The organism is Cupriavidus sp. 05T41, from assembly GCF_056396525.1.
This window is the reverse complement of the sequence record NZ_JBFTLQ010000035.1, coordinates 1-18,217: the sequence shown is the minus strand read 5'-3', so window position 1 is coordinate 18,217 and position 18,217 is coordinate 1. Positions and strand designations below refer to the sequence as shown.

Annotated in this window: 5 protein-coding genes; 2 read left to right on the top strand and 3 right to left on the bottom strand. The window is 66.2% G+C overall.

Annotation, left to right across the window (positions count from 1 at the left end):
* The first annotated feature begins 14 nt into the window (after positions 1–14).
* Positions 15–13,712: a filamentous haemagglutinin family protein gene (locus tag AC1DKV_RS20815; protein ID WP_441643440.1), complete on the top strand. Its 13,698-nt coding sequence runs from the start codon at positions 15–17 to the stop codon at positions 13,710–13,712.
* Positions 13,713–13,897: 185 nt separating this feature from the next.
* Positions 13,898–14,917: an IS30 family transposase gene (locus AC1DKV_RS20810; protein ID WP_441620010.1), complete on the top strand. Its 1,020-nt coding sequence runs from the start codon at positions 13,898–13,900 to the stop codon at positions 14,915–14,917.
* A gap of 576 nt (positions 14,918–15,493) precedes the next feature.
* Here the strand turns inward: AC1DKV_RS20810 and AC1DKV_RS20805 are convergent.
* The 3 genes from AC1DKV_RS20805 to AC1DKV_RS20795 all read right to left on the bottom strand — a co-directional run bounded on the left by AC1DKV_RS20805 (position 15,494) and on the right by AC1DKV_RS20795 (position 18,062).
* The gene (locus AC1DKV_RS20805; protein WP_441620012.1) at positions 15,494–16,159 is read right to left on the bottom strand and encodes a hypothetical protein; all 666 of its coding nucleotides are present in this window, start codon (positions 16,157–16,159) and stop codon (positions 15,494–15,496) included.
* A gap of 448 nt (positions 16,160–16,607) precedes the next feature.
* Positions 16,608–17,048, bottom strand: a complete 441-nt coding sequence (locus tag AC1DKV_RS20800; RefSeq protein WP_441620014.1) for an HU family DNA-binding protein — start codon at positions 17,046–17,048, stop codon at positions 16,608–16,610.
* 96 nt (positions 17,049–17,144) lie between these two features.
* A complete protein-coding gene (locus AC1DKV_RS20795; RefSeq protein ID WP_441620016.1) occupies positions 17,145–18,062 on the bottom strand; it encodes a tyrosine-type recombinase/integrase in 918 nt (305 codons plus the stop codon).
* Positions 18,063–18,217: the final 155 nt, after the last annotated feature.

Sequence of the window (18,217 nt, the reverse complement as noted above, 5' to 3'; positions counted from 1 at the left end):
GGGATCGGGGCACCATGCAGAAGCGCGTTTACCAGAAGACCTTGCTGGCGCAGGACAAAGGCAGGATCACGATGACGGTACCCCGGGTGCCGACGATAAGACCGCTGGCCCGCACCGTGGCCCTGCTGGTGGCGGCCGGCGGATTCTGGGGCCACGCGCATGCCAACCAGGCGTTCAGCCGCGCGTGGATGGCGCAGAAAAACATGATGCAGGACACGGCAACCGCCACGGGCCGGCTGCCGAACGGTACGCCCGCAGCGGCGCTGACCAGCCCGAATGCGCAGCAGCAGCGCGCCAGCGAGCAATTGCAGCGCTCGATCCAGAATCTCGGCCAGGCCGCGCAGGGCATCGCGGCCATGCAGGCGACGCAGGCGGCGGCACGGCAGGCCGCCGAGCAGCAATCGCCGGTGCCGGACGGTCTCGCCGAAGGCGGCCTCAAGGTGGACACCAACAGCCTGACCGCCGGCTGGCTCAACGCAAAGAACCCGACCCAGAAGACGGCGGATGGCCGCACGCAGGTCACCATCGAGCAGACCGCCGACAAAGCCATCCTGAACTGGGAAACGTTCAACGTCGGCCGCAACACCACGGTCGAATTCCAGCAGAAGCAGGACTGGGCGGTGCTGAACCGCGTCAATGATCCGCAGGCGCGCCCCAGCAAGATCCAGGGGCAGATCAAGGCCGACGGCACGGTCATGATCGTGAACCGCAACGGCATCGTCTTTACCGGCACGAGCCAGGTCGATACGCGCAACCTCGTGGCGGCCGCCGCCGGCATGACCAACGCCCAGTTCGGCCGCGGCCTGTTCAGCGAGTCGCGCGGCACTGGCTACGTGCCGACGTTCGCCAACGACCTGTCGGTCACGCCCACCGCCGTGACGAACGGCAAGGCCACCGGCGATGTGGTGGTGGAAGCCGGCGCACGCATTGCCACGCGCAAGCCGGAGTCCGTTACGCAAGGTGGCGGCTACGTGCTGCTTGTGGGGCGCGAGGCGCATAACCACGGCACGATCACGACGCCCGGCGGCCAGACCGCGCTGGCGGCAGGCGACAGCTTCGTCATCCGCCGCGGCTTCGGCACCGATACGAACCAGACGTCCACCACGCGCGGCAACGAGATCGATGTGCTGCGACTGGCGGGCAGCGAAGCGGGCCGTGTCAGCAACACCGGCCTGATCCAGGCGGCCACCGGCGATATCACGCTGAAGGGCCACACCGTCGAACAGACGGGCGTGCTGGTGAGTACGACGTCGGTCAATACGCGCGGCACCATTCACCTGCGCGCGGAAGGCGACGGCAAGAGCCGCGTGACGCTGGCGCCAGGCAGTGTCAGCGTCATCGCGCTCGATGAGAGCACGACCACGGCGCTCGACGTCCAGCGCGATGCGCTGCTGCGCGACTCCGCCACGGCCAGCGAGGGCGGCTACAACCGCCGTGACCAGTCGCTGGTGCAGATCGCCTCGGCGGGCGACGTGCTGTTCGATGGCGATTCGCTGACGCTGGCCACGGGCGGGCAGATCAGCGTCAACGCCGTGGGCCGTACGCAGCTGGCCAATCGCGCCATCCTCGACGTGGCCGGCGCGGTTGGCGTCAACGTGGCCATGGCCGCCAACAACGTCGAGATCAACGTCCAGGGCAACGAGCAGCGCGACGCGCCCGGCAATCGCGACTCGAAGACCCTGAACAACACCACGATGTGGGTGGACCGCCGCTACCTGGTGCGCGTGGCGGCCGGCACCAATGGCTACACCACCGATCGCTGGTACACGGGCGGGGGGCTGCTCGAAGTGGGCGGCTACCTGAGCACCAGCGGCCATGGCATCGGCGAATGGGCCGCGCTGGGCGGCACGGTGCTGTTCGATGGCGGCGCGCTGGTCTCGCAGGCCGGCTCGTCGGTCAATGTGTCGGGCGGTTCGCTGGACTTGCAGACCGGCACCATCCGGCAGAGCTGGCTGCGCGGCGAGGATGGCCGTCTCTACAACCTCGACAAGGCGCCCGCCGACGTGCTCTACAAGGGCCTGTACCGCGGTTACGAAAGCGAGCACCAGCGCTGGGGCAAGACGGCCGCCGAGCAGTTCAACAGCCCGCTGATCGCGCCGGATCGTCGCCTGGAGAATGGCTACACCGTGGGCCGCGATGCGGGCCGCGTGGTGGTCGGCACCGGCGCCGCCGTGATGGAAGGCGATATCCAGGCCACGGTGTACCAGGGCGCGCGCCAGAGCCAGGCGCGCGACGCCGGGCTCGATGGCTACCGGCAGTCGCAGTTCGCCGCGCCCATGGCCGGCGCACTGGTGATCGGCAAGGTGGTACCCGTGTACGACACCGCGTCGGGCACGCTGCGCGACTCGCCAGTGGCGGTGGCCAGGCGCGTCGAGATCGGCACGGTGGAACGCATTGCGCAAGGGCTGTCGCTCGACGATGCGCTGCCCGACACGCTGGCCGGCCGTATCCGGCTTGATGGCGAGTGGCTCAATACGCAGAAGCTTGGCGCGCTGAAGGTCTATGCCAAGGATGGCATTGCGGTGGATGCGCCGCTGACCGTGGCCCATGGCGGCACGCTGGCGCTGCACGCGGCGGACGTGGCGGCCAGCGCGGACCTGACCGCGCGCGGCGGCACGATCGCGCTGGGCAATATCGTCGACACCTACCAGCCGAACGCAGCGGCCTGGACTGCGCTGCCGATTTCGACAACGGCCCCGGCCAGGGTCGGCGTGGCCGACGGCGTCACGCTCGATGCAAGCGGCGTCTGGACCAACCTGCGTACCAACGCCGACGACATCAGTGGCCTGCCATACGTGAATGGCGGCAGCATCCTCATCAGCACGCGTGGCGATATCGACCTCGGCAAAGGCAGTGTGCTCGACGTCTCGTCCGGGGCGGCACTGCAGCCCAAGGGTTCGCTGACTGGTGGACGCGGCGGCAATATCTCGCTGCTGGCCAACCAGTATGACCTCGATGGCGTGGGGTCGGGCACGCTGCGCATGGACGGCGAACTGCGCGGCTACGGCGTGCGCGGCGGCGGCACGCTCAAGATCGATTCGGGCATCGGCGTGGCCATTGGTGGCGGGCTGCTGGCCGAGCAGGGTGTGCTCAAGGCCGGCGAGTCCGTGGCGATCCAGCTGACGCTGGCGCAGGACTTCACCATGCCGGCCGGCACGGTGCTGCCGGTGGACTACACGTTTACGTCGAGCCGCGTCATGCCGGGCGACGCGGCACCGGGCAAGATCGCGCTATCGCGCGACAACCCCGTGACGCTGCTCGGCAACTGGGTGGTGCCGCCGGGCATCGGCTTCCGGTCTTTCCTGGTCTACGACAATACGGGCAGGTTCTACGTATCGGGCCAGACCGTCCCGGCTGGCACGGTGCTGACAAGCACGCAGGAAGACATGGCTCCTGGCTATGTGGTGCCGGCTGGCGTATTCGCCAATGGCATGCCAGTGGCCCAGTTCAGCACCACGTTCAAGGCCGGCACGCCGTTCTCCAAGGGGGTCACGCTCGCCGCCGGCGACCGTTTGCCGGCGGGTGCCGTCTTCGTGACCGACGTTGCCGTCAAGCCATTGCTGGTCCTGGGCGACAAGCTGTTCCAGACCGGCTTCGGTCACTACGACATCATCGGACAGCAGGGCGCGCAGGTGGCCGAAGGCGCGCGGATCGACGTGAACATGCCGGTGCTGCGCCATGACATGGTGGCCGCGCATGCCGCCCCGACGGGGTCGCCGCCGGACAACGTGCTGCAGCGCTACCTGGCACCAGTCTGGGAGGAACACCCCGAGGATGGCGTACTGACGCAGCGCCGTGGCGCCGGCCTGGTGCTGACCGGCGGCAACGTCTATTCGCACGCGCCGGTGGTGATCGGCAAGGGCAGCGCCGTCACGGTCGATCCGGGCCAGGCCATTACCGTGCAGGGCAATGGCCAGATCACGGTCGATGGCACGCTGAACGCGTGGGGCGGCAGGATCGCCATCCTCGAAACCCCGCTGGGGCAGGGCGCTGCCGATACGCCGAGCGGCAAGGCCGATGCCAAGTCGATCTGGATCGGCAGCGATGCGGTACTCGATGCCGCGGGGCGCGCCGTGACGGCGTTTGACGGCCAGGGCCGGCGCCATGGCGTGGCGGCGAGTGGCGGCACAATCGAGATCGGCGCGCCCTATCAGGCGGGCGCGCGCGAGGTGGATGCGGCGGACGCGTTCGTGGTGGTGCGCCCCGGTGCGCGCATCGACGCCTCCGGTGCGTCGGCGGATATCGATGTGCCGGGTCAGGGGCGCGTCACGCTGCCGGGCCATGGCGGCGTTATCGCGCTCAGTTCGATGCGCGGCGTGTTTATCGATGGCGACCTGCGCGCGATGGGCGCCGGGGCCGGTGCGGCGGGCGGTACGCTGGCCGTTGCGCTGGAGACGCCGGTGTACCTGGGCGTGGACCGCAATACGTACAAGGGTGCGAACATCGAGGATGCCGTGCGCGTGCCGCGCGAGCTGATCCTGGCACGGTTGCAGGGCGACAGCCTGCTGCCCGGCGACCTGGTGGCCGGCGCGCGTGCCGATGCGCTGGCCTATGGCCGGGGCCGCATCGGCGTGGATCGCATCCACGCCGGCGGTTTCGGCAATGTGGCATTGCTGGCCAACGGCATGATCAGCTTCGAAGGCCCGGTCGACCTGAGCGTGGAGCAGAGCCTGCGCCTGGTGGCCAGCTCGATCGGCCTGGCGGCCAATGCCGATCCGGCCACGCGCGTGACGCTGGCGGCGCCCTACGTGCAGCTTGCCGGCACCACGCGCCGGCAGGTCGACAACACCATCATGCCCAATGCCGTGGTTGGCTCGCGCAACGCCAGCGGCGTGGGTGGCACGCTGGGCGTGCCGCTGGTGGCCGACGGCACGAGCCTTGTCGTGGACGCGGGCTTCCTCGACCTGACGGGCGCGATGCTGGTCGGCACACGCGGCGAGATCGTCGTCAACAACGGCGATCCGCTCAAGGTCGAGCGCAATGCGTTCGACAACATCACGCTGCGCAGCCGCGCCGACCTGCGGATGTCCGGCGCCGCGGAGCTGTATGTGCCGGGCAACCTGACGCTCGCCGCTTCGCAGATCTATCCCGCGTCGAACGACAGCGGCAAGGTCGTGGTCGGGGTGACGAGTTATATCGACGAGTGGGGCAACCTGTCGCGCCGTACGGACCTCACCCGCAGCCTGAATATCGAGCGTACGACCGACGCGGAACCTGCCCAACCGTATTCGGTCTTCGGCACGATCAGCCTGGCGGGCCCCACCGTCAATCAGAGCGGCGTGGTGCGTGCGCCGCTGGGCCGGGTCAGCTTCGGTTCCAGCGAATACGGCGGGGAGACCGGCACCATCAACCTGCTGCCCGGCAGCGTGACGTCGGTCAGTGCGAAGGGCCTGGCCATGCCGTATGGCGGCACGCTCGACGGGCTGAGCTATCTGTACAACGGCAAGGACGTGGCCTATGACCTCGTGGGCACGGGTCCGACCATCACGCTGACTGGCCATGCGGTGGACGTGCGCGACGGCGCGGTGCTGGACATGAGCGGTGGCGGCAGCCTCACGGGCGCGGCCTTCCTGGGCGGGCGCGGCGGTTCCACCGACGCCCGCATGTATCCGCTGATCCAGGTGGGCTCCAACGGCGGCTTCAAGCTGCCGGGGCTGTCCACCAATCCCGTCTATGCCATCGTCCCCGGCGCGCAGGCCGGCTATGCGCCGATCATCGCGGAGAAGGGTGCCGGCGATCCGGCCATCGGCCGCCAGATCACCATCGGCGCGGGCGTGCCGGGCCTGCCGCCGGGCACCTACACGCTGCTGCCGTCCACGTACGCGTTGCTGCCGGGCGCGTTTCGCGTCGAGCTCAACGGTGCGGCCAGTCCGGCGCTGGCGTCGCTGGCGTCGCCGTCGGCGCAAGGCGCGCTGGCTATGCGCAATGGTTCGCATGCCGCCAGCGTGCGTCTGAGCACGATCGATACCGGCATCCGCGATGCCCTGCCGACGCAGGCCATCATCACCTCGGCCGACACGCTGCGCCGCTATTCGCAGTACAACGAAACCAGCTATGCGGACTTCGCCGTGGCGGCAGCGGAACGCGGCGGCGTGCCGCGTTCGCTGATCGAGCGCGATGCCAAGACGCTGGCGCTGTACTTTATCGGCGCGAACGCCAAGGGTGCGATCGGCGACCTGCCGGCGCTGAAGTTCGACGGCACCACGCGGTACGACACGCCGGCAGGCGGGCTGGGCGGCAGTGCGCTGGTGCTGGCCGGCGGCGGCTCTTATGAAATCATGGGGCCGGGCGCCGAACCCACGCCGTGGGGCGCCTCGAGCCGCATCCCGGTGTCGCTGTATGCGGACGACCTGAACGCCATCGGCGCTGCGCGCCTTGGCATCGGGGCCTTGCCGCAGGTCATCGGCAACAACAGCGGCAGCCAGCGCAACAATGTGCTGGGTTTCCTCGCCAACAACGCCTACGACATCGTGCTGCGCAGCGGCGCTGTACTCAAGGCGCCCGAGGTGTTCCTGGTCACCAACGACAGGAACGGCGGAATCGTTGTCGAACAGGGCGCCGGCATCAATACGCTGGGCCGGGGCAAGGTGGCGTGGGACTCGACCCACGGCTACGTCTACGATCCGGGCGAACGTTCGGTACTGGCGGTGTCCAACGGCTGGATCGACATGCTGGCGCCGTCGGCCAGCGGCAGCTTCGCGCCGGGCAAGATCGACATCGGCGCATGCCCGGCCGGCGTGGTCTGCAAAGGCGCGGCGCAGCTCTATTCCGAAGGCACCATCGCCGCGGTCACGGACCAGGCGTTCGAGCTGCGCGATACGGCGCGCTACGGTACGCGCAACCTGTCGCTGTCCGTGGGTGCCATCAACGTGGGCAGCGACGCCGCGCTGGCGGCGGCCGCCACGCGTGGCGCGCTGCCGCCGGGCTTGCGGCTGTCGCAGGATGTGCTGAACCGCCTGCTGCAAGGCGATACCAGCACCGGCGCCCCGGCGCTGAAAAACCTGATCCTGACTGCGCGCGACGCGGTGAACTTCCACGACTCGATCACGCTGTCGACACTCGACCCGGTGACCCGCAAGTCTGCACTGGAGCGCCTGGTGCTGACCACGCCGGCCATCTATGGCGCCGGCGACGCCAATGCCGAAGCGCGCATCGAGACCGATGTGCTGGTGTGGAACGGCGCCCGCAACGCGCCGGGCCAGGTGGCCACCGGCGGCGCTGGCACCGGCTCGGGCAAGCTGACCATCGATGCCCGCGAGATCGAGTTTGGCTTTGCCCCGTCGGTGCGCGTGGACAGCGTGCACGACTTCGAGCGGCTGGCGCTCGGCTTCAGCGAAGTGAACCTGAAGGCCAACGACCGCATCACCGCCAACAACAGCGGGACGCTCGCGGTCTATCAGTCGCGTGGCGCGTGGGACGACGCGACCAACGGCTACGCGTACACGGGCGGCAACCTGCGCATCGACACGCCGCTGCTGACCGGCCACGCCGGTTCGGTGAACCGGCTGCGCGCGGGTGGCGACATCGTCGTCAGCGCGCCACAGGGTGCTGCGGCGCCGGCGCTGTCCAATGAGGCGCTGGTGGCGGCGCTCGGCGCGGAACTGAAGCTGGAAGGCCGCAGCGTCACGCTGGATAGCGCCGTGGCGCTGCCGAGCGGCAAGCTGTCGGTGACCGCGCAGGGCGACCTCGTGCTCGGTGACCGTGCACAACTGGATCTGGCCGGACGCAAGCTCGACTTCTACGACGTCAGCAAATACAGTTGGGGCGGCGATGTGATGCTGGAGAGCCAGCGCGGCAATATCAGCCAGGCGGCCGGCTCGCGCATCGACGTCTCCGCGCTGGAAAACCGCGCGGGCAGGTTCACGGCCATCGCGCTGGGCGAAGGTGCGGGCACGATCGACCTGCAGGGCAAATTCGTCGGCGGCAGCACGGGCAGTTACGATGCAGGTGGCACATGGGTGCCGTTCGCGGCAGGTGGCGCCGATATTCGCGGCCAGCGTATTGCCGGTTTCACGGGCCTGAACCAGCGCCTGAACGACGGCAACATGACCGGCAGCCGCAGCTTCCAGGTCAAGCAGGGCGACCTGACCGTGGGCGACGAACTGAAGGCGCGCGAGATCAACGTCTCGGTCGATGGTGGTCGCCTCTTGGTCAACGGCACGGTCGATGCCAGCGGCGAACAGGTGGGCAGCATTCGTCTGGCCGCGCGCGATGGCGTGACCATCGGCAGCAGTGCCGTGCTCGATGCGCATGGCCGCATGCTGCGCAAGGACAGCTACGGCCAGGTCATCGAGGCGCCGAACCGCGCCATCATCGAGATCGACAGCCGCAACGGCACGCTGTTGCTGGCCGATGGCGCGCGCATGGACGTACGGGCCGGCACCGATGGCACGCCGCTGGCGCTGGGCACGGTGGAACTGAGCGCCCGCCGTATTGGCGGCGCGCGCGGCAGCGATGTCGATATCGACGCCTCGGGCAATGTGCGGATCGATGGCGCGCGCAGCGTCACGGTCAACGCCTTCCAGCGCTACGACAACGCGCCGCTGGTGAAGGATGGCACCCCCGATGGCCGCGACTACCAGTCGATCACGCAGGGCTACCTGAACGACCTGCACGACGACAGCGTGGCGTTCATGGGCCACGCGCTGGCCAATGGCGACCTGATGACGCGCAAGCTGGCTGGCCTGCGCCAGTACGCCGACGCGTTCCATCTGCGCCCCGGCGTGGAAATCGCCAGCGCCACCCCGGGCGGCGATCTCCATATCGATGGCGATATCGACCTGTCCGGCTATCGCTACACGAGCGTCAACCCGCATTCGCGGATGACGGGCGTGTACGGCTCGGGCGAGGCGGGCGCGCTGGTGCTGCGCGCGGGCGGCAACCTCAAGATCTTCGGCAGCCTGACCGACGGCTTCGACGGCTCGGTGCTGAAGGCCACGCCGGACGACCAGGGCTGGATCCTGGTCAAGGGCCGCATTCCATGGGGCGGCGACATCATCGTGCCGACCGACGGCACCGTGACGCTGGCCGACGGCACGTTCTTCCAGTCCGGCCACACGCTGAACTATGCGCTGCCGATGCAGGCCATGACGCTGCGCGCCGGCACCCAGCTGGCCACGCGGGCCACGCTGACCGCCGATCTGGTGCTGCCGGCCGGCACGGTGCTCGGTGGCGCTGTACGCGACAGCAACGGCAACGTGATCCACGCCGCCGGCACGGTACTGTCGCAGGCGCTGACGCTGGCCAGCGGCATGCAGCTCGATGCCGGCAACCGGGTGCCCACCGCCGCCCGCGTGGCGGCCATGCTGTGGCCGGCCAATGTGCCGCTGCCGTTCCCCGATGGCGCGATCAAGGATATCGGCGACACCTTCGCCGCGGTCAACGGCGTGCAGCTTGCCGGCGCGCTGACGCTGCGCAAGGGCGCCATGATCCCGAGCGAAACCGTGGTGAAGCTGCCCGGCGACGTGGAGAGCGTGCAGATGCGTGCAGCCGATGCCGATGGCAACCAGGGCCGCAACTGGGCGCTGGCGCCAATGCTGGCACCGGGATCGCAATCTTGGTCGATCCGGCTGGTGGCGGGTGCGGACCTGGAAGCCGCCGATACGCGTGCGCTGCTGCCGCGCAGTGCCAACGGCCACGTGCTGCTGGCCGACACGCACTATGGCCTGGCCCCGGATACCGTGCTGAAGCCGGGTACCGGCCTGCCAGCCCAGCTCGTCTGGACGGAGGCGGGCGCCGCGATGCTCGGTTACGAGCCCGGCACGCTGCTCGATCTGAGTGTCTGGGGCGGGGAAGCCGCTGCGCTGGACATGAACAACTGGGGCCTGGGCGAACTGGTAAAGAAGATCGCCGACGGCACGCCACCCGAATACGAGGACAGGAATACCCCGGCACGCCAGCAATTGTTCAGCGTGCTGCGTACCGGCACGGGCGACCTCGACGTGCTGTCGGCCGGCAATTTCACGATGTCGTCGCCGTTTGGCGTCTATACGGCGGGCACGCAGTCGATCGGTGTCGATGCCGCGTACAACCAGGCCCGCTCGGTCGGGACCAACGGCATCGGCACCACGGTGCTGGGTGCGAAGGGCGCCTTCCTCGAACCCTTTGTGAACGGCGGCACGCAAAGCCTTTACCGGGCCTGGTATCCGGAGCATGGTGGCAACGTGCTGGTGCGCGCGGGCGGCGACGTTCGGGGCGACACCATCGGCGGCGGTGGCGACTCGATCCGCAACGACGACGTACTGGGCGTGATGCGCGCCCACAACGACACGTCCGCCGTCGGCAACTGGATGTGGCGGCAGGGCACGGGCAGCGTCGCGCAGCCGGGCCAAGGCTTGCCGACCGCGTGGTGGGTCAACTTCGGCACCTATGTCCCCGTGGCTGCAGGGGGGAGTGCCAAGCACAGCGACACGCCGTTCCTGGTGGGCTTCACCGGCATCGGCACGCTCGGTGGCGGCAACCTGGTGTTCGAAGCCGGTGGCGACGTGGGCATGCTGGAGTCCCGCATGGGGAATGCGTCCGGCATCCTGTCGCGCAGCCAGGGCCTGAACCTGGCGGTGGCCAGCACGGGCCGTGTATCGGCCGATGGCAGCCAGCTCACCCTGACCGGCGGCGGCGACCTCGACATCCGCATTGGCGGGGGGCTGAACCCCGTGGCGGAAGTGCGTTCGCCGAGGGACACGCCGGACGGGGAGACGCCACAGACCCGCTACGACAATGCGCGGCTGAACCTGACCGGCGTCATGACGAACCTGCGCGGTGCCATGCGTGTGGCCACCGGCTCGCTGGGCGGCATCGAACTGCGCTATGACGTATCGGACGGCAAGGAATCGCGCGCGTACCAGCCGTATGTGTCGACCTCGGCCATCGCCGGCGGCGGGCCGGTGCTGGTGCCGGGCGACGCGGGCGTGCGCATCGATGCGCGCGGTGATGTGGCCGTGGGCGGCGTTGCCGACCCGGGCCGCGTGACGCAGGTGCATAACGGCACGCCATTCACGCTCGATGGCGCGTCCTATGCCGGTGAAGGCTGGAGCTGGTTCTCGCTGTGGACGCCGTCCACAGCCATCGACCTGCTCAGCGCCGGCGGCAACCTGACGCCGTCGATGGCGTGGATGGATTTCCGCGGCGGCAACCACAGCGCCACCGATGGCCGCTTCGTGATGCCATCGATCCTGCGCGCCGCCGCACCGAACGGCAGTCTCTACTACGGCGGATCAAGTTCCGGCACGAGGGATTCGACAACCCAGAAGCCGGTGCAATCGCCGGTGGGGCTGGTGATGGCGCCTTCCCCGGTCAGCCCGCACTTCGCGGTGACGGGCACCGGCGCGCTGGAGTTGCTGGCCGGCGACTCGATCTATGCCGGCGGCTATTCGGTCACGCAATCGGGTGCCGATCCGACGGCGCTGCCGAGTCCGTTCAACCCCGGCTTTGCCGGCGTGGTGGGCCAGGCATGGTTTGGCGGCTACACGGCCAACAATGTCAGCGTGAATGGGCTGGCGCCCAGCGTGCTGTTCGGGGCAGGCCTTGGCCCCAGCCAGGTCTTCCCGATGTTCAGCCTGACCGCGCCCACGGTTTCGGGCTATGCGAGGACCGGACAACCGCCCGCGCGCTTCTACGCCAACGAAGGCGATATCGTGGGCCTGCGTACCGGTGCGATCTTGAGTCGCGGCACAATCACCTCTGCGGGCGGCATCCTGCCGACGTGGTACGAAGGTGGCGGCCCCGTGGCCATCCGGGCAGGACGCGACATCGTCAACGCAGGCACGGAACTCGGCTCAACCGAGCTGGTTCCCGAGCAGGCACTCGGCTGGTTCGGTCAGTTCTACAGCAGCCAGCCCAATTCGCCGCTGCGCCCCATGCGGTACAGCGCCGGCACCGTGCGCGGCAACCTGATCGTGCACAACAACGCCGACGACGTCTCCGTGATCTCGGCAGGCCGCGACATCCTGGGCAGCACGTTCTACGTGGCAGGCCCGGGCCTGCTGGAAATCACGGCAGGACGCGACCTCTACCTGGCCGACAAGGGCGAACTCAAGAGCCTCGGCCCGGTGGTCAATGTGCAGGCGGGCGACCGCTCCAGCGGCGCCAGCATCGCGGTGGCCGCAGGCGTGGGGGCGCGCGGGCTCGACGGGCTGGGCTTCCAGGCGTTTGCCGCGCGCTACCTCGATCCGGCCAACCAGGCAGATCCGGGCCGCGCGCTGGCCAGCCAGCCAGGCAAGGCCGTGACGATCTATGGCGGCAGCCTGACCTTGAGCGACTGGCTGCGCATGGAATTCGGCTACCACGGCGACGAGGCCGGCGCACCGGCATTCCTGGCCGCGCGCCAGGCCGATATCGATCGCGCACGGCAGCAGACGCAGGCCACGGGTACCAACATGGCCAACCGCGACCTGCAACGCGAGTACGGGCTGGCCAGCCAGCTTTATCTGGTGAACTGGCTGACCGACCGATTCGGCGGCCGCAACGGGCTGGGCCTGCATTTCGATGCCGCCACGACCGATGCGCGTGCGTTCTTTGCCGCCTTGCCGCCCGAGCAGCAGCGGGCGTATCTGCGCAACGTCTACTACGCCGAACTCAAGGCGTCGGGGCGCGAGTACAACGACACCAATGGCCCGCGCGCCGGCAGCTACCTGCGCGGCCGCGAGGCGATTGCCACGCTGTTGCCGGCGCGGGATGGCCAAGGTGGGCAGGGCGGCCAGCCGGACTACGACGGCGACCTGACCATGTTCAGCAGCGCGAAGTACTATCGCTACCTGCCCGGCAGCTCCGAGCCGGCGGTCACCACCAGGCCCGCGGCCGGCGTGACCTATGTGAGCCGGCCCCAGTGGGTGGCGCTCGGCAATCCTGCGGGCGTGCACTACTACGACGTGCTCGACTCGGGCATCCACACCGACTTCGGCGGCGACATCAGCATCCTCACGCCGGGAGGCCGCACGCTGGTGGGGGTGGATGGCGGGTTTGTGCCGGGCGATGGCTCGGGCGTGCTCACGCAGGGTTCGGGCGAGATCCAGATGTATGCGCGGGACAGCATCCTGCTGGGCCAGAGTCGTATCTTCACCACGTTCGGGGGCAATATCCTGGGCTGGTCGGCGCAGGGCGACATCAACGCGGGCCGCGGTTCGAAGTCCACCGTGGTCTACACGTCGCAGCGTCGCATCTACGACGACTATGGCCGCGTGACGCTGTCTCCGACCACGCCGAACACCGGCGCCGGTATCGCTACGCTGAACCCGATCGCCGAGGTGCCGCCCGGCGACATCGACCTGATCGCGCCGCTGGGCACCATCGACGCGGGCGAAGCGGGCATCCGCGTCTCGGGCAACGTCAACCTGGCCGCCTTGCGCGTGGTGAACGCCGAGAACATCCAGGTGCAGGGCAAGGCCACCGGCATCCCCGTGGTGGCCGCTGTCAACGTGGGCGCGCTGACCAACGCCAGCGCCGCGGCTTCGCAGGCTGCGAGCGCGGCGCAGGAGGCGGTGCAGCGCGAGCGGTCGGCCGCGCGTCAGGCCATGCCATCGGTATTCACGGTGCGCGTGCTGTCCACCGGCAACGAGCCTGCGGAGGGGACTGCCCGGCCCAGGGAAGGCGCCAGCCTGCAGTCACCGGCCTACGACTACAAGGCTGCCGTGCAGGTACTTGGGCAGATGAATCTCGATGAGGCGGCGCTCAGCCAGCTGACACCGACGGAACGAAGGAGCCTGCGACAGCCCTGAGGGAAACGCTCCCACCTTTCCCACGGCGTGGAATTTTAGAGCGCTCGTGACCGGTGCTTCCGAGTTGGGCCCGTCCTGTCGGGCCCAACGGCTGATTGAACGATTAAAGCGCAGAGGCAGGCTGCAAGCTACAGAACGCTACACTAGCTTCAAGTGCAACACCTTGAATCAAGTAAGGTGTTGCGATGACGAAGTACAAGCATCTGAGCGCAGAGGAACGCGCGGTCATCATGATCGAGCATCGGAAAGGCAGCGGCACAAGAGTGATCGCACGACTGCTTGGGCGAAGTGCCTCGACTGTTTCGCGTGAACTGGCGCGCAACCGCGATACGGCTGTACCGCACTATGATGCGACGCGTGCGGCGTCGGCGTACCGTGTTCGTCGTCGAGGTTGCGGGCGTCGCCGCAAGCTGCTTGCCGGCAACGCGCTGTATCAGCATGTGCATGACCGGTTGGTCTACTGGCGCTGGTCGCCGCAGCAGATTGCTGCCAGACTTCGCTGTATGTATCCCGACGATCCCGACCAACGCGTCAGCCACGAAACGATTTACGCCGCGATATACGCCCATCCGCGAGGTGGACTCAAGCAGGCGATGATCGAAGCATTGCGCCAGGAAAAGCCCGTGCGTGGACGCCGACGCACCACGCTTGCTGGCGGCGGATTCGTGCCCGAGGCCCTGCGCATCGTTCACCGGCCCGAGGAGATTGAACTGCGGCAGTTGCCGGGGCATTGGGAAGGCGACCTCATCAAGGGCGCGTTCAATCGTTCCGCCGTGGGCACGCTGGTTGAGCGCAAGACGCGCTTCGTGGTGCTGTGCCGTATGGACGGCTGCACGGCCCAGGACGCCCTGGAGGGCTTCACGCGCCAAATGAAGAAGCTGCCGGCCTTTCTGCGCGAGAGCTTGACCTACGATCGCGGAACGGAAATGACCTGCCATGTCGAACTCTCCAGGCGGCTGAGTTTAGATATCTGGTTTGCTGATCCGCATGCGCCTTGGCAGCGCGGCAGCAACGAGAACACCAACGGTTTGCTGCGCCAGTTTCTGCCCAAAGGCATCGACCTATCGGCAGTCACACAGACCCAGCTCAACGACATTGCCAAATTGCTCAACGGCCGGCCTCGTCAGACGCTTGGCTGGGATACACCCGAGGAAGCGATGGCCAAGGAATTGGAAATCGCTGGATTTGCTAAACGTTGCACTTGACTCTTGAGACCGCCCCCCTTCGCATTTGACTGCCTCCTCGTACGAAGTACGCACAACATGTGGGAGCAGAAAGCCTATATGACGGTCATGTGACGGATATAGCCGATAGTAAAAGTCGTTCTCGAATCCATCGCCTACGTCTTCACGGAGAAATATCGCTGGCTTATTGCAAACATCACACTTTGCGAACGTATGTTATTCAGAAGGGCCTTCTTCGGGAAGAATATTCACTTGCAATGGATGGAAGTTGGTATGCTTTTCACAGTGGTCACAATAGTAGATCAAGGATCCTCCTGATTAATCCAACAATGAATATATGCCTTGGTCGTCCGAATTAATATTATTCACAAACTGATGCTGATGCCGCTAGGTCAGCGGACGACCGTTGTTTGGTCGGGCTCCGGCGCTGGCAAGCCAGCGGCGTGCCGCTGGCGCAAGGGATAGTTTCCGTTGGTCAGAAGGAAATGCGGATCTAAGCGCCCATAGCCGGCGCGGGAGCGAGAAGCGCAGAGAGCGCCAACGCTGGAGAGGAAAATGGCGAAGCCATCGCCAATGTTGCGTTGATTGAACCGAAACTTAGACCACTAGTCCACGATTCGCCAATCCCGCCGTAAGTTGCTCTTTGAATGGCTGCATGCGCATGTAGGCGCGCTTGGAAAGATCAAGCTGATAATCGAGAGACTTGCGAATTTCGGCGTGAATGTGAATCGCGTTGCGTGCCTCGTAGAATTCAATCAACTCATCTTTTAGCCATGGATCTATCAGGCCAAGTGTTTCCGCACACTCTGCCTTTTTATCGAAGCGGACTTTCGACTCGTCTGTTCGACCTATGGCGTCGTACGTCGGGATAATCTTCTTTCCGTCGTGCTCGAGATGCTTCTCAAGGATTGTCATACTTGCGGGAGGTATTGATATTCGCTTCTTCGTCGGGAACTCAGTAAGACCGATCACTGAAGGTTCTGTTGAAAGAACATCGAACAGGATGTGATGGATTACTGCTTCATAGATCGACGCGTAAGACAAAACTTGATTCCTGATTTGTGCTCGCAAAAGCCAATCATTTGCTTCCAAACCTTCTAAGAGCTTATAAATATATCTCGTTGAGATGAACTCTTCACCGAGCCGCTTGGCTAAGTTAGCTTCACCAATGAAGTCAAAGTAGGATATATGCCAAGCCTCATCGGCGATATGCGCGCCAATGTATTGGGAAATTTGGTCTTTTACGGTTTTTTCAAATGCCATGACATTTAAAATTGGTCTGACGTATTAAGTCAACTGACTTGCGTTGATTTATGCACAAGGCGCTACGAAAAGATTGGCCCGGCGTCATGCGTTTGCAGATAAACGAGTAAGATCGATGCAGAGTTTATTCAACTCTTGCGTGAGCAGCGTCAGGCTATATCACTGAAACCCGTACACAGCGTTAATCTGCCGGAGCCTGCGTCAGTATACCAAAGGCGGCGAACAATATTTCGCATGGGTATCTGTGCAGGGACAAATTGTTTCGGTCAGTGACCGCTTTCGAGTAACTGTTCGAAAGGCCGCTAATGGCCGGCCTCAGCCGTCTGCTGCGTTTGTCCACCCTGCGCCCACCCTTCGCCCCGCCACGTAAGGGCCTATTCTTTTCCCTGCCGGGCATCCATAAAAATGGAGCCTCGCGGGCTCCATTCGTTCAGCAGGCTGGTACGCCTTACAGGGCGGCGTCCTTCAGTTTCTTCAGTGGGCGGACCTTCACCTTGACGGTGGCGGGCTTTGCTGCGAACCACTGATCCTCGCCGGTGAACGGGTTCTTGCCAAAACGCTTCTTCGTGGCAGGCACCTGAGTGGCCACGACCTTGAGCAGGCCTGGGAGCGTGAATTCGCCCGCGCCCTTCTTGTGCACGGCGCTCAGGACCGTGTTTTCCAGGTGGGCCAGCACGGTCTTGACGGTCTTGGCGTCCAGCTCGGTCTGGGCGACCAGGTGGGCCAGCAAGCTCGCCTTGGTGAAGGTTTCCTTCAGCGGCTTTGCCACCGGTGCAGCCGCTGTGGTTTTCTTCGCCGGTGCGGCCGCCGCCTTCTTGGTGGGCGCTGCTGCCTTCGTGGCGGCAGGTTTGGCCGGGGTCTTTACGACAGCTTTTGCTTTGGTTGCCATGGATTCTTTCGTGGTTGCTCGTTGATATGTTGCCGTAGAGGCGTCCGCGAGAATAGCAAATTCCATGCGGTGTGTGCGAGTGCGTGAAACCAACGATTACAACTGCGCGCCGATGGTAGCCCTGATCCGGTCACAGGTTCGCGTGCTGGCCAGCCCAAGCAGCTTGCTGACTTCATTGCGGTCGCGCCCGGCAAGTAGCCGCCGGCGGCAGTAGGTGTTGCGCAGCACCCGCGGGCTCATGTCTTGCGCTTCGAAGTCGATCGCGACGAGCGCCGCTCGCACGATCTTGCCAAGACTCATATCCGTGATCGGCTCGCCGCTGGCCCGGAGTGAGAACACGAGGTCGCCAAGGACCGGAAGGGTCTGCCGGCGAATGCACCACTTGGTCAGGATCGGCACCGCGAATGCGGCGAGAGGGATCGTGCGGGTATCACGCGCGCCGTGGGCTGGCACGCGCAGGTAGGGCGGGGCAACATCGGGCTGCAGGTCCTCCCGGCGGGCCGTGCGGCCTTCCAATGCCGTGACGCCGGTGCCGAGGAAGAGTGCCACGATGGCGCGGTTGCGCAAGGCCGCCAGGTCATCCCCGGCGTGGGGCTGCACCCACGCCTGCAGGCGGGCGTCCGCCTCCTCTGGCAAGTAGATGGGGTCCGGCTCGGCCTTCGGCCAATGACCGTCGCGGACCAATTGGCGGGCTGGATTGCTCTTGCGCACACCGATGGCAACCAGGTGGCGACACAAGCGGTCCAGCAGTTTCAAGTAGCGCATGCGCGTGGCGGGACTGTAGCCGCGCGGGTCGGGCGCTTGCCAGAAGGTATCGATATGGTCTGGGCCGAACGTGGCCACGGTGGTGTCGACGTCGAGCAGATGGCGCCGAAAATGCTCGAACATGGCCTGATGCTGGATGATCGAGCGGGCCGCGAAAGGGCGCCGGTCCGCGCCCGACGCCTCGCGGCGCTGCCAATCGGCGTAGGCGAGGGTGGGATTGGTGAGCCAGAGGCTGTCGACGGGTGTCATGACCGCATTTATATACTGAGTGCGCCGGGAGACCGGCAAGGAGTTGGTGGTGCAAGTCCACTACGATGAAGGAATAGCGAGCCACATCGGCCCCGAGCCGTGCGCAGGCCACCGCGAGGTGGTAGGCGAAGCGTCGGTAGGGGAGCGTATGGGCC